General features: G+C 59.8%; 13 protein-coding genes. 1 reads left to right on the plus strand and 12 read right to left on the minus strand.

Annotated features, from left to right (window positions below; all coding sequences use genetic code 11):
* From B5M41_RS26335 to B5M41_RS26385, 11 genes are all read right to left on the minus strand, one after another.
* On the minus strand, positions 1–261 hold a 261-nt coding region (locus B5M41_RS26335; RefSeq protein ID WP_230640376.1), incomplete at its 3' end, for an FAD-dependent oxidoreductase.
* Between the two features lie 111 nt (positions 262–372).
* On the minus strand, positions 373–1,647 hold the full coding sequence (locus B5M41_RS26340) for a 2-oxo acid dehydrogenase subunit E2 (RefSeq protein WP_230640377.1): 1,275 nt from the start codon (positions 1,645–1,647) through the stop codon (positions 373–375).
* A gap of 2 nt (positions 1,648–1,649) precedes the next feature.
* A complete protein-coding gene (locus B5M41_RS26345; protein ID WP_134652844.1) occupies positions 1,650–2,648 on the minus strand; it encodes an alpha-ketoacid dehydrogenase subunit beta in 999 nt (332 codons plus the stop codon).
* Positions 2,648–3,685, minus strand: a complete 1,038-nt coding sequence (locus B5M41_RS26350; RefSeq protein WP_134652842.1) for a thiamine pyrophosphate-dependent dehydrogenase E1 component subunit alpha — start codon at positions 3,683–3,685, stop codon at positions 2,648–2,650. Before B5M41_RS26350 ends, B5M41_RS26345 begins: the two co-directional genes overlap by 1 nt.
* 2 nt (positions 3,686–3,687) lie before the next feature.
* Positions 3,688–5,013, minus strand: coding sequence for an NAD(P)H-dependent oxidoreductase (locus B5M41_RS26355; RefSeq protein WP_134652840.1), 1,326 nt, complete (start codon positions 5,011–5,013; stop codon positions 3,688–3,690).
* Positions 5,014–5,296: 283 nt separating this feature from the next.
* Positions 5,297–6,325, minus strand: coding sequence for a sugar-binding transcriptional regulator (locus B5M41_RS26360; protein WP_371731791.1), 1,029 nt, complete (start codon positions 6,323–6,325; stop codon positions 5,297–5,299).
* A 77-nt stretch (positions 6,326–6,402) separates the two neighbouring features.
* Positions 6,403–8,370 carry a phosphoenolpyruvate--protein phosphotransferase gene (gene ptsP / locus B5M41_RS26365; protein ID WP_134652838.1) on the minus strand — a complete coding sequence of 656 codons (1,968 nt, stop codon included), beginning with the start codon at positions 8,368–8,370 and terminating at the stop codon, positions 6,403–6,405.
* A 33-nt stretch (positions 8,371–8,403) separates the two neighbouring features.
* Positions 8,404–8,781 (minus strand): PTS glucitol/sorbitol transporter subunit IIA, encoded by a 378-nt coding sequence (locus tag B5M41_RS26370; protein WP_134652836.1) that lies wholly within the window; start codon positions 8,779–8,781, stop codon positions 8,404–8,406.
* 84 nt (positions 8,782–8,865) lie between these two features.
* Positions 8,866–9,864 carry a PTS glucitol/sorbitol transporter subunit IIB gene (gene srlE, locus B5M41_RS26375; RefSeq protein WP_134652834.1) on the minus strand — a complete coding sequence of 333 codons (999 nt, stop codon included), beginning with the start codon at positions 9,862–9,864 and terminating at the stop codon, positions 8,866–8,868.
* A gap of 21 nt (positions 9,865–9,885) precedes the next feature.
* A complete protein-coding gene (gene srlA, locus B5M41_RS26380) occupies positions 9,886–10,623 on the minus strand; it encodes a PTS glucitol/sorbitol transporter subunit IIC (RefSeq protein WP_134652850.1) in 738 nt (245 codons plus the stop codon).
* A 58-nt stretch (positions 10,624–10,681) separates the two neighbouring features.
* On the minus strand, positions 10,682–11,104 hold the full coding sequence (locus tag B5M41_RS26385) for a transcriptional regulator GutM (RefSeq protein ID WP_134652832.1): 423 nt from the start codon (positions 11,102–11,104) through the stop codon (positions 10,682–10,684).
* Between the two features lie 139 nt (positions 11,105–11,243).
* Between B5M41_RS26385 and B5M41_RS26390 the strand changes: the two genes are divergently transcribed.
* The gene (locus tag B5M41_RS26390) at positions 11,244–11,903 is read left to right on the plus strand and encodes an HAD family hydrolase (protein WP_134652830.1); all 660 of its coding nucleotides are present in this window, start codon (positions 11,244–11,246) and stop codon (positions 11,901–11,903) included.
* A 719-nt stretch (positions 11,904–12,622) separates the two neighbouring features.
* Here B5M41_RS26390 and B5M41_RS26395 read toward each other — a convergent pair.
* Positions 12,623–12,854, minus strand: a 232-nt coding sequence (locus tag B5M41_RS26395) for a transposase (RefSeq protein ID WP_230640368.1), incomplete at its 5' end; no start/stop codon positions are given.

Below are 12,854 nucleotides of genomic sequence, written 5' to 3' on the forward strand. Positions count from 1 at the left end.
GCGCGCGACAATGGCCGGAAGGTCCGGCGTCACCTTGCCTTCGATCTTCACGCCATAGTCGCCCGGATGCTGGGCATAGTGGAAGATCTCGGCCGAGCGCAGCAGCGCCTTGGTCGGAATGCAGCCCCAGTTGGAGCAGATGCCGGCGAGATGCTCGCGCTCCACGATGGCCGTCTTCAGGCCGAGCTGGGCGGCGCGGATCGCGGCAATATAGCCGCCCGGGCCCGAACCGATAACGATGACGTCGTAGGATTGAGCCATGTCGTTTCCTCGAAGCAATTGAAATGAGCGCGCTCGCCCGCAACGCGCGCGCCACTAATAGCTGCTCCCGCCGCTTGGGAGATGACGGGAGCAAGGCCGATCCGGAAAGTCTCAGACCAGCATCAACATCGGTCGCTCGATGTAGGAGCGGAAAGTACCCAGGAGCTCGGCCGCGAGCGCGCCGTCGACGGCACGATGGTCCGTCGAAAGCGTCACGGTCATGACCGTTGACACAGTCACGTTGTCGCCGGAGACGACCGGACGTCGTTCGCCCGCACCTACCGCGAGAATCGTCGCGTGGGGCGGATTGACGATCGCCGCGAATTCCCGAACCCCGAACATTCCCAGATTGGAGATGGCCGCGGTCCCGCCCTGATATTCGTCCGTCTTCAGCTTGCCGTCCCTCGCACGCGCGCCAAGGTCCTTCATCTCGCTCTTGATTTGCGCATTGCGCACGATCGGGGTGATAAGCCCCCCCGGCACGGACACGGCAACGCCGATATCAGCATTGCGATGCTTGAGCAGGCCTTCGTCCGTCCAGGAGACATTGGCGTCCGGAACGGCACGTAAGGCCAGCGCATAGGCTCTGATCACCATATCATTGACGGAGAGCTTGAAATCAGCCTTTCCATCCACAATGGGCGCCGAGGCGTTCAACTCCGCGCGCAGTTTCAGAAGCGCGTCTATGTTGCAGTCAAGCGTTACATAGAAGTGTGGAACCGTCGACTTTGCCTCGACCAGTCGGCGCGCAATGGTGCGCCGCATGTTGCTATGAGCGACCAACTCATAGCTGCCCTCGGCGAAGAGCTTGCGAACCTGCTCATCGGAGGGTGCGCTTGATCCCGGCTTAGCCGATGCGCAGATCGCGCTGCCAGCAGTAGAGGACCTGTTCTCAGCTGGACGATGGCCCGCCACATCAGCGCGGGTAACACGCCCGTGGGGGCCGGAGCCGATAACAGCCGACAGGTCAATTCCGCCATCACTTGCAAGTCGCCTTGCGAGCGGTGTCGCACGCACCTTTCCCACCTCAGCGGCGCCTGCAGCGACCTGCGACGGTTGCGAAACTATAGTAACTGCGCCAGTGGCAGTATCTGGAATGGCAGCAACAACGGCAGTTTGAGCGGCCGGCGCACCCGCATAAGCCTCGCCCTCTTCATATATCCAGGCAACGGCAGAGCCGACGGGAATATCGACACCTTCACCACCCGTGATATCCCGCAGGATACCGCTTGCCGGCGCATCGATTTCCATCGCCGCCTTGTCGGTCTCGATCTCGAAAAGCACGTCGCCTTTTTTGACCGCGGTTTCGTTGCCGAAGAACCATTTGGAAATTCGGCCGGTCGCCATGTCCATGTCGACCTTGGGAAGGATGACCTCGACCGGCATGATCAGCGCACTCCATTGATGAGGTCGCGCGCGGCCGAGATGATGCCGGGAACCTGCGGGACGGCCGCTTTTTCAAGTTCAGGGTTATACGGGATCGGCGTCTCCGATCCGCCGAGGCGTATGATCGGCGCATCGAGATAGTCAAAGGCTTCGCTTTCTGCAATCATCGCGCTGAGTTCCGCACCGACGCCGAGCGTTTTCACGCCTTCGTAAACGCACATCAGCTTCGAGGTCTTCTTGACGCTTGCGATGATCGTTTCACGGTCCATCGGACGGACGGTGCGAAGGTCGACGACCTCGATATCCAGCCCCTCGGCAGCGAGCGTTTCGGCCGCTTCGAGCGCCTTGTGAACCATGATGGACGTGGCGACGATCGTCAGGTCCCGTCCTGTCCGGCGCACGTCGGCCTTGCCGATCGGTACGGTATAGTAACCTTCGGGTACCGGCCCCTTCATCTTGTACAGCAGTTTGTGCTCGAAGATCATGACCGGATCCGGATCGGCAACGGCAGCAAGGAGCATTCCCTTGACGTCATGCGGCGTCGCCGGCTGAATGACTTTCAGCCCCGGAACATGCCCTAGCCACGCCTCGATGCTCTGGCTGTGTTGGGCGGCGGCACCCGTGCCCGAGCCGGCGGGAAAACGCATGACGACGGGCACGGAGACCGCGCCGCCCAACATATAGCGCATCTTGGCCGCCTGGTTGACTATCTGCTCCATCGCCAGCGCTGCGAAATCCGAGAACTGGAACTCAAAAACCGGCCGCAGACCCGTTACGGCAGCGCCGACGGCGACGCCGGCGCCACCCAGTTCCGAGATCGGCGTGTCCATGACCCGATCCGGCCCGAACCGGTCAATGAGGTCGCCAGTAACCTGAAAGGCACCGCCATAGACGCCGATATCTTCGCCCATGAGGATCACGCGCTCATCGGCCTCCATGGCAATCGCCATGGCTTCCTGGATCGCCTGCGAATAGCTCAATTCCCTGACTGCGGTATCCATCACGCCTGCTCCGTATAAACATAGTCCGCAAGATCGGCGACATCGGGCGCAGGGCTTGCCTTGGCAAATTCGATGCCGGCAGCGATCTCCTCATCGACCGACGTGCGTATCGCAGCCAGTTCTTCCGCCGTTGCGATTCCGAATTCGACGAGCTGCGCTTCATAACGCGCGATGGGATCGCGATTGTTCATCCAGTCGTCGATCTCGTCTTTCGTGCGGTAACGATTGCGGTCGCTCTTGGAGTGCCCGCGATACCGGTACGTCTTGCATTCGATGAGGCTGGGGCCGTCGCCGCGGCGGGCGCGTTCGATCGCATTGTGCGACGCTTCCGCCACATCGGAGAGCACATTGCCATCGACGATGACACCCGGCATCGAATAGGCCACCGCACGATCAGCGATGTTGGCAACCGCAGTCGAACGTTCTGTCGAGGTCGACATGCCGTACTTGTTGTTTTCGCACACGAACACCACCGGCAGCTTCCAGACGGACGCCATGTTCAGGGCCTCGTGGAAAGCGCCTTCATTGTTGGCGCCGTCGCCAAAGAAGCAGACCGCGACCTTGCCGGTCTTCAGCCGCTTTGCCGTCAACGCCGCGCCAACCGCGATCGGCAGGCCGCCACCCACGATGCCGTTCGCACCGAGATTTCCAGTCGTCACGTCTGCGATATGCATGGAGCCGCCGCGACCGGCGCAATAGCCGGTCGTCTTGCCGAAGAACTCGGCAAACATCCGCTTCACGTCTGCGCCCTTCGCGATACAGTGGCCGTGGCCGCGGTGGGTCGAGGTGATCTGGTCCTCGGTTGAGAGGGGCATGCAAATGCCCATGGCGCTCGCCTCTTGACCGATGGAAAGATGCATGGTCCCGTGAATGAGCCCTCGCATATAGCTTTCTTCCGCGCCCTCCTCGAACTTGCGGATGAGGTGCATCTTGTAGACCGCATCCAGCAGTTTCTCGCGCGGGTACTGGCGATAGATGAACGGCAGGTTTGTACCCTCAGAAACGGGTGCAGCCCTCGTTGCGGTACTCTTTGCCATTGTCAGTTCCCCTTGCCGTAGACGAGAGCGTCCTGGCGTGCGCGCAGGGCGGCAATCTTCGAGCCGGCTACGACCGCGGCATTGGCGTAGGTGATCAGCTCGCCCTTCTTGATCGGCGCCGTCACCGTACCGTGCTGGAGCATTCCGCAAGGAATTGCCTTGCTCGAACGAGCCTCACCGGCCGTCATGATCCAGGCGCGATAGGTGTATTCGCCGATCGCATCGAGCGTGTCGCCGGGCTTCAGGTCCTTTTTGGCGACCGCGCAGACTTCAGCTACGGGCGTCGACAACGGGACCATGTCCGCCTTCCCGTACAGGACGACACGAGCGCAGGTGAGCGGAACTTCCAGCGATGTGAGGTGATAGGGGCGGTGGAAGGTGAAGTACGGGCCTTTACCCATCTTCAAGTCTTCCATGCGCTCGCTGATACGAGGATGCGACATGTCCGCCACGACGAAGACACCCGGCGCGACACCCTTACCGATGGAATAGTCCACGACGCCGACCCGCGAAAGCACGCCGCCGTCCTTTTCGGGCACCAGTGTCGAAGACAACTGGTCAAGGGTCGCGGCAGGGCCGTGCATCCCGGGCTTGTCCGGCACGAGGCCAGTCGCATTGGCGATCGCCGCCATTTCGACCATCGTCTTGGAGCCGTCGACGAACTCGACGAGCATGCGGACGTTCATGTGACGACGAGCGGCTTCTTCAGCATATTTGTCCGGCACGGCGTCGATGTTGAGCGGATTGTTCTTGCCCTTGCCGGCGGCGACGATAGGGTGCCCCATCGCCGAGACAAACTCGATCAGTTCCATGCAAGACGACGGCTCGTCGCCTGCACCGAGCGAATAGGTGACGCCGAGACGCTCCGCTTCGCTCTTGAGATATGCACCGATGGTGACGTCGGCTTCGACGTTCATCATGACAAGGTGCTTGCCGTGCTCCATCGCGGAAAGGCCGATTTCGGCCCCCACGCTCGGAACGCCGGTCGCGTCGATCACCACATCGATAAGGCCGCTGTTGAGGATCGTTTCCGCACTGCTGGTGACGGCGACCTTGCCCGCCTCCATTGCAGTATTCAGATCACCGACGGAATTCACTTCCTTGTGGTGGCCCGGTTCCTGGAATGCAATTTCTACTGCCTTCTGGGCGGCAGGCAGGTTCAGATCGCAAATTGCCCCGATCTCGATACCCGACATGTGCGCGACGCGGGTGACGATATCCGTGCCCATTTCACCGGAGCCGATAAGGCCAATTCGAATTGGACGACCAGTTTCTGCACGCGCGACAAGGTCACGCGCCAATCCGGTTGGCGCGACGTTGATAGCCATAGAATCTCCTCCCAAGGCATAAGGTGTCGGTGACTGTAGACCCCAAATAGCGGTACATTTGTCTTTTTGTCAACACGATTGTTCATATTTCTTGTTTTCCAACACGCTTTCGGGATCGTTCCCGTCCCGCTTGTTTTGATCGAGCAATGCACTCAGACAAGCGAGGCGCTGCACGCAGAAGCAGCTCGACGGAAGGAAAAAACCAGGATCATGACGTCGGAATGCGCAGTCCGGAAAGACCAAAGGCGAGCATGAAAAAAGTGCGAAAGCGGAACCCGAACGGCTAAGCGGAAAGTCGCGCCGGATTTTCTTTGAGAAGAGCGCGCGCACTCTCCTCGTCGGTGATCAGCACGGTGGGCTGCACAAGCCGCATTGCGCCAAGCATCGCCTCCGCTTTATCGGCGCCGCCGGATGCGAGAACCCGCAGAGGCGCGCGACGAATACGATCAACATCCACCGACATGACGCGGTCGTTGATAGAATGCTCGATCAGTTCTCCATCCCGGTCAAAAAAATGGAAGAGCAGATCGCCCACGGCACCACGGCTGACGAGGTTTTGGCGCTCATCTTCGCTGAGAAACCCACCGCGATAGAAGGTCGTGGCCGAGTCAATGCCGCCGACGCTGACAACGACGGCGTCCAAAGTGTCAGCCATGTCGAAGATTTCCTGAATGCCGCAACGCTTGATGAGCGCATCCCGTGTTGCGGCGCTGTCGACCACCGCGGGCGCTGGAATAAGATAGCCTTCGCCCTGAAACGCCTGGGCAAAGCGCCATGCAAATTCAGCGGGGTTGAAGCGCCGCACCTGGCTGACGCCGCCCAGGAGAGAAATGACTCTGAAATCGTTCAGCGTCCGGCTGTTGATTGCCGAAAGGGAAGCAAACAGCGTTCGACCCCAGCCGACGCCAACGGTCATACCCGGCTTCATGGCCTCTGAGAGAAAGGCGCCCGTCGCCGCACTGATAGAGGGGATAGGATCCGCAGCAGGATCCGAAATCGGCGCAACAATCGCCTCAACAACACCAAAGGCCACCTCCAGTTGCCGTTCGAGTCCCACGGCCTCAGAGAGCTCGCCTTCGATGGCAATCTTCACCTCGTTACGGCTGCGCGCTTCCGCAAGCATTCGGACGACCGTCACGCGGCCGACGCCGAGCACATCCGCGATGTCGTTTTGCGTCATCTGCTCGACGAAATACATCCAGGCGGCACGCAAACGCAATCTATCGTTCCGGCTACCCGGGACGTGCGCTCCATGGGCGGCGTCATCGCTAGCCGCTGCTGAAGAAACTACGTTTTTCTTTTTTCGAGCCACGCTGTATGAACGATCCCTGCATTCGAGCTAACGCTATCTCTACCAACACTATACACCATTGGAAATGTGCAAAATGGCTAGGCGCCGACTACCGTCAAGGCATCCACAACGCACCTCTTGGCGCGCGGAATGGAGACGGCGCTCATGCTGAGCTCCGTGAGACCCATTTTGAGAAACGTCGGAATAAGGTCGGGCCGTGCTGCTGCTTCGCCGCACATACCAACCATGATGCCAGCCTCTCTACCCGCTTTTGCCGTCATCTCTATCGCGGCAAGGACAGCAGGATTATTGACGTTGTTGAGCGCGGCAACCTGTGGGTTCATGCGGTCGGCCGCCATGACGTATTGCGTAAGATCATTCGTCCCGATTGAAAAGAAGTCGACTTCCTTCGCCAAGACGGGAGCGATCATGACCGCGGCCGGCGTTTCAATCATCACGCCGAGACCAAAGCGCTTGAACGGCAGACCTGCATCGGAAAGCTCTTGCGCGCATTCGTCAATCAGCAACCGTGTGCGCCGCACCTCATCGAGTGTGGAGACCATCGGCAACATCACCTTCATGTTTCCGTGAACGGCAGCACGAAGGAGCGCCTTCAGCTGCGGCTTGAAGATATCGGTACGGTCGAGGCACATCCGAACTCCGCGCCAACCAAGAAACGGATTTTGCTCGACGGGGAAAGCAATACCCGAGACAGGCTTGTCGCCGCCGATGTCCAGTGTCCTGATAATGACGGAATCAGGAGCGAACGCGCGCGCCGCCTCCGCATAGACCTCGTACTGCATGTCCTCCGTCGGCAAGCCACCGTGCTTCATGAACAGGAGTTCTGTCCGGAATAGCCCGATTCCCATTGCGCCCGCCTCGCGGGCAGCCTCGATTTCCTCGAGGGACCCGATATTTGCGGCCACTTCGATCTTGACTCCATCGCCACGAATGGGGGTGAGGTCCTTGAACAACCGAAGGCGCTTTTCCTCTTCTGCCGCTGCGGCAAGTTTGGTTTCGAAGGCTTCGCGTATCGCATCGGATGGGTCAGCGACGATCTGGCCCAGGCCACCGTCCAAGGCAATCTCTCCGGCGCCGGCGAGATCGTCTATCGCGCTGCCGAGTCCGAGAACTGCCGGAATACCATGGGCACGGGCGATGATGGCGATATGCGAGGTAGCGCCGCCATGTGCACACACCACACCCTTGACAAGTCTCAGCGGCGCCCGCGCCAGGTCCCAGGCTCCGATGTCCTCCGCCAGTACGATCGAGGGTCGATCTATCTCATCCAGTCCGATGTCGCGAGCACCGGTCAGCGCGAGGCAGATCTGCCGCGCAATCGCCTTCACATCGTCCGCCCGAGCGTTGAGGTACACGTCTGAAACGCGACCGAAGGCAGCAGCGGCTCCGTCAGTAACGCTCAAGACCGCGTCGAGTGCGGTATATCCCTGGGCGATGGCATCGACAATCTCGCTGGTGATCGCAGTGTCGCCTGCGATCTCGCAAAGCGCGGTGATGATGCTTCGATCGGTTTCGGAGAGGCTTTCACGGCGAAGCTCATCTTCCATCGACGTTTGGACTGTCGCAATGGCTTGACGAAAGGCCTCGATCTCTTGCGGGATCTCGTCATTCTGCAAGCGCCGATGGGTCGGGCTGAAAGCCTTCGGAAAGTAGTGGAAGGCCGGCGCCAGGGCGACGCCCTCACTTGCCGCGATTCCACGCACGCTGCCATGCATCGCGGGGGTTGCCGCCAGCACACGACTTGCATCGTCAACCGCCGAGGGCTGAGCACCGCCCTCCTCCGCGAGGCCCGATTGCGGCTCTTCGAGAAACGCTACCAAAGCATCCAGCGCAGCCTCCGCATCCGGGCCATCCGCTCGAAGGGTAACCGCATCGTTCTCCTTGACGGCCAGAAGCATCAGCTTGACGGAGCTCTTTGCGCTTGCCGATTTGCTGTTCTTTACGATCTCGACATCGCTTTCAAAACTCTTGGCGAGTTTTACGAAGCGTGTGGCAGGACGAGCGTGTAGGCCTTCGTGCACGCGCACGATAGTAGAGCGTTCCATGGATTTGTCTCGCAAACTCGGATGTCGGTCGCGTCATGCGCCGATCGTGATCGTTTGACCCACCGCCAGAGCGGCTTTCAGTTTATCGATATCGACAGCGGCTGCGCATATCTCTCCCGGCCGCTCTGTGGTCCTCGCATCGTTGAAATTGATGACCACATGGCCAAGGTCAATGACCTTCTTCCACGCGGATTCGCCGACGGCAGTGACCGCCGTTTCGAGAAGCCCAATCGTGATCAATGAGCCGACGGAAGGCGCTTCCGGGGTAGGGCCGACGTCCGGCTTGTGGAGGACCGAGACCTCCGAAAGCTCTGGCGGTGCGCCGTCCGCAAAGAGAATCACGACACCGCCATCAGCGAGGTCGGCCACGTCGGGCCCGACAAACGTTATCTGTGTCTTGAGCAGGGTCATAGTCTCCTCCTTGTAGCGGATATTTGGGCGGCTTAACCGCGGCAGACGCAGGCGGGCGGCCGAAGGCGGCCCGCCTGATTTACATCAGAATACAACGAGACTTACGACCCAGGCGAGCAACACGGAGAACGGCCCCATGATCTGGCGGCTGATAAGCACCGCTGGCACGCCAATCTCGATCGTTTTCGGCTTTGCCTCCCCAAGCGCCAGTCCCACAGGCACGAAATCGCAGCCGACTTGCGTGTTGTAGGCAAAGAGCGCCGGTAGTGCCATCGCCGGCGAGATGGTGCCGTTGGCGATTTGCGGTCCGATGATAGCCACGCCGACAACCTGCGCGATGACGGCGCCAGGCCCAAGGATGGGTGACAGGAATGGAAGTCCGCAAATCGCGGAAATCACCAGCAGGCCGACGATATTGTTCGCGAGCGGGCCCATGGGCTGCGCAAGAACATCCCCGATGCCGGTGTAGAGGATGAGACCGATCAGCATGGTCACGAAGGCCATGAACGGCAGTACGTTGCGCACAACCTGGTCGATCGTCCTACGACCCGAGTTGAAGAAGATTCCGACGATACGACCCATTACGCGGCCGATGCCTGCGATGAGGTTGATGAACCCACCTCCCGAGGTATCGACGACCGGGGGCTTGGCGACTGTCTGGGTGGATGCGATCGGCGCCGATGCACTGCCTGTCACTGGTTCAGAGCCATCGGCCATGACGATATCCTGCTCCTTCACGCCGGAGACGTAGATATCCTCCGTGATGAACTGCGCAAGTGGACCCGACTGCCCAACCGGAGTGACATTGACGGTCGGGATCCGTTTGCGAGGATAAACGCCGCAGCGTGCCGTGCCGCCGCAATCGACGACGACAACCGCCATTTCGCCTTCAACGGGGGGCGCGCGGAAACCGTCGACCGCTTCGGCCCCCGTCATGTCGGCGATGCGCTGGGCAAGCGGGTGAATGCCGCCGCCCGTCACCGAAACGACCTTGTTCTTTTGCGACGTCGGCTGGATGACGAGCGGTCCGCCCCAGCCTGTCTTGCCGCGCGAGATTTTTACCGCCTTGTATTCTTTTGCCATGATGAAACTCTCCCCCGCGTCCTAGAGCTCGATGCCCTGGCGTCGCGCCATGATCATCGTGATGCGCTCGGTCAGCATGCCCTTGAGCAGAATGACCACCAGGCCGACGATCGCGTACCAGATCGCCATCTGGATGTGGTACCCTGCCGGCACCGCGCCGCTCTTTTCTAATTCGAGCAATGCGACCAGCACCCCGCCCCAGACGAAGTACTCGCCGGGATTGATGTGCGGGAAGAGACCGAGCGGCGGATGCACATAGGAAACCGCCGCGTCATAAAAGGCCGGCTTGTGCTTCTCCTCCAGGAACGAGCCGAAGGTATAGGCCATCGGGTTTGTCAGGAAGAAGACGGAGATCAGCGGAAGCACGGTGTATCGCGTCAGGGCAATTCGCCCCGCACCGCGTGCCACGCCATGAACACGTTCCTCGCCCACCAGCTCGGTGATCGCGTAGAACGCGGTCATGAGCACGACGAGCGTGGGAATGATACCGGTAACGAAGCCGGCGAAAACCTCGCCGCCCTTCTGGAAGATGCCGATGAAATATTTACCGATGCTCGCCAGCCAGCCGAGCTGCTCTTCCTGGGCCACCGTGTCGAGCTTCTGCTTGAACTGCTCGACGGAGATGTCCGATCCCGCCTGAGCAAGGATCACAAGTTTGTCGCTTGCACCCTTGAGGGCAAGCTTTCCATGAATGGCCGCATCGGTCAGCGCCGATCCGACATCATGAGGGTTCATTTGGCTGCCATAGTCAGCCAACATCGAAACGAGCATTCTCTCCTCCCAAATCGCCGTATAGAACGGCCCTCTCCCAAAAACCTTATGCAGCCGCGACGCTCTGCCTCTCTCGGTCGATCTTTCGCTCTCTCACCGCCTCGACCTGAGCGATCGCCATGGCAACAGCAGTGTCAACGCAGGCCTTGCTGTCGACATTCTGCGCGCGCTTGAGGGCCTCAAGCGTCATGCCCTCGACCTCGTGATTACGCTGAAACTTGGCGAAGACGGACCGGCCCGTCATGGTCAGCAGGCGCTTGACCGAAAGGTCGGGTCCGATCACGACCATCGCGATAGCGCCCTTGCGAAAACGACCACGGGCATGTCCCGCTCCAACGAAGCCGTCATCGAACTGGCGTGTAATTCCTTTGAAAATGTCGGAGTAGTGCTGCATCTGCAACCACACGCCGACTGCCTGAAGTGCCCAGACCAAGCCGAGCCCGAGAAGGCCCCATTGCCATATTGCCACCGTCACCCTCCCAGAGCCGATCCAACATTTGCGTAGGCCTCAAATGAACATTTGTCTTTCTGAATGTCAATATGTATATTGCAGGTGCATTCGGTGAGTGAGGCTGAATGATGTGGCATAACCGCATGTGGGGTGAACTTTGGACAAACGCCTTTTCATTTTCGATTGCGACGGTGTACTCGTGGACAGCGAACCGCTCGCCGCGCAGGCCTATGTTCGCGTCTATGCAAAGCACGGTTTGACAATCACCCCCGATGTCATCGCTCATTGCGTCGGGATGAAGCAGGCCGACATCTTAAAGCGTATAAACGACCTGACGGGTCAGGCTTTCCCCCTTGAGCATGAGGGTGACATTTGGTTGGAAACGAGATCGGTATTTCAGGAAGCACTCACGCCCGTCCCCGGGATAAAAACCTTCCTGGAACGCCTAGATGTACCCTGCTGCGTCGCGTCTTCGTCGTCCATCGAACGTATAGAGTTCAGTCTCACGACCACGGGACTCATCGACTTCTTCAACAATGATATTTTCAGCTCCTCTATGGTGAAGAAAGGCAAGCCGGCTCCGGACCTCTTTCTCTACGCCGCCGATAAAATGGGCGTTGCACCCGCTCACTGCATTGTCATCGAAGATTCCCCATTTGGGGTACAGGGCGCCGTCGCAGCTGGAATGGCGGTCATTGGCTTTACCGGCGGCGGCCATTCAACCTCCGGCCATCGCGATGCACTGCTTGCTGCCGGCGCTAATCGCGTTTACTCAAGTTGGCATGAGATCGCGCTGCGAACATACCCGCCGCTGTAACATACCGCGTCCGCAGAGTTTTCCCGGCAAAAACATCGGCGCTTTTTGTAAGTACTCTGGCCCTTCGGTGCTGCCGACACGAACATGGTACGCCCAGAAGCCGCCGAGCGCGATTACGTTAACGTGTCGCAGGTGCAATCAGTTGACCGGGGCGCGGTTGACGAGCGGCGTGTCGAGGATGCTGAGGCCAAGGCGGAAAAGAGAGCGAAGGCCGCCTATCAGTCAAGGTGACGCGGCTGGCGAAGAAAAAGAAGCCGACGAAAAAAGCGGACGAGGGCACCGAAGACCCGGCCTCCGGGGCCGGGAGAATTTCAATCTCGATGGGCTACTGCGCTAATCAGGTGGAGCATGATGCCGGGGAATGACGAGAAGTCCGGTCTCTACTGACACGGCAATCCCATGAAAGCGCGCGAACGTCGCGCCCCCAGGCGGAAACTCATACTGGGCGCGGTGCCTGAAGACAGTGAAAGACGGATCCAGATCCTCCAGCAACCCTCCTCCTGCCTCTTGCAGATCAGAGACCTCGACATTCGGCCGCCAGGCGGGAGCGCCGACCTCCCTCACTTCGCCGGTTGTCAGTCAGCCGCCAAAACCGAATTTCAGGCGCGAAGCTGCCGCAACCCGCGCCTCGAAAGGGGTCGAACCTGCGACCCGTTAGATTCCTGGCTTGATCGTTGTGAAACGAGCTACGCGGAGCAAACACCTAGTCTCAGGACTCGTTAGAGCCAGAAAATGACGGCTGCAGCGATGCAGATGGCCGAGAAGAAGGTGTGGGCGCATCGGTCGTAGCGAGTTGCGATGCGGCGCCAGTCCTTGAGTTTTGCGAACAGGTTCTCGACCTTGTGGCGCTGACGGCAAAGGGCGGTGTCGTAGGCGTATGGGACTTTGCGGCTTCGGCTCGAGGGGATGCACGGCTCGATGTCTCGTGCTTCCAGTTCCTGGCGCAACCAG

Source organism: Shinella sumterensis (assembly GCF_004514425.2).
GTDB classification, from domain to species: Bacteria; Pseudomonadota; Alphaproteobacteria; order Rhizobiales; family Rhizobiaceae; genus Shinella; species Shinella sumterensis.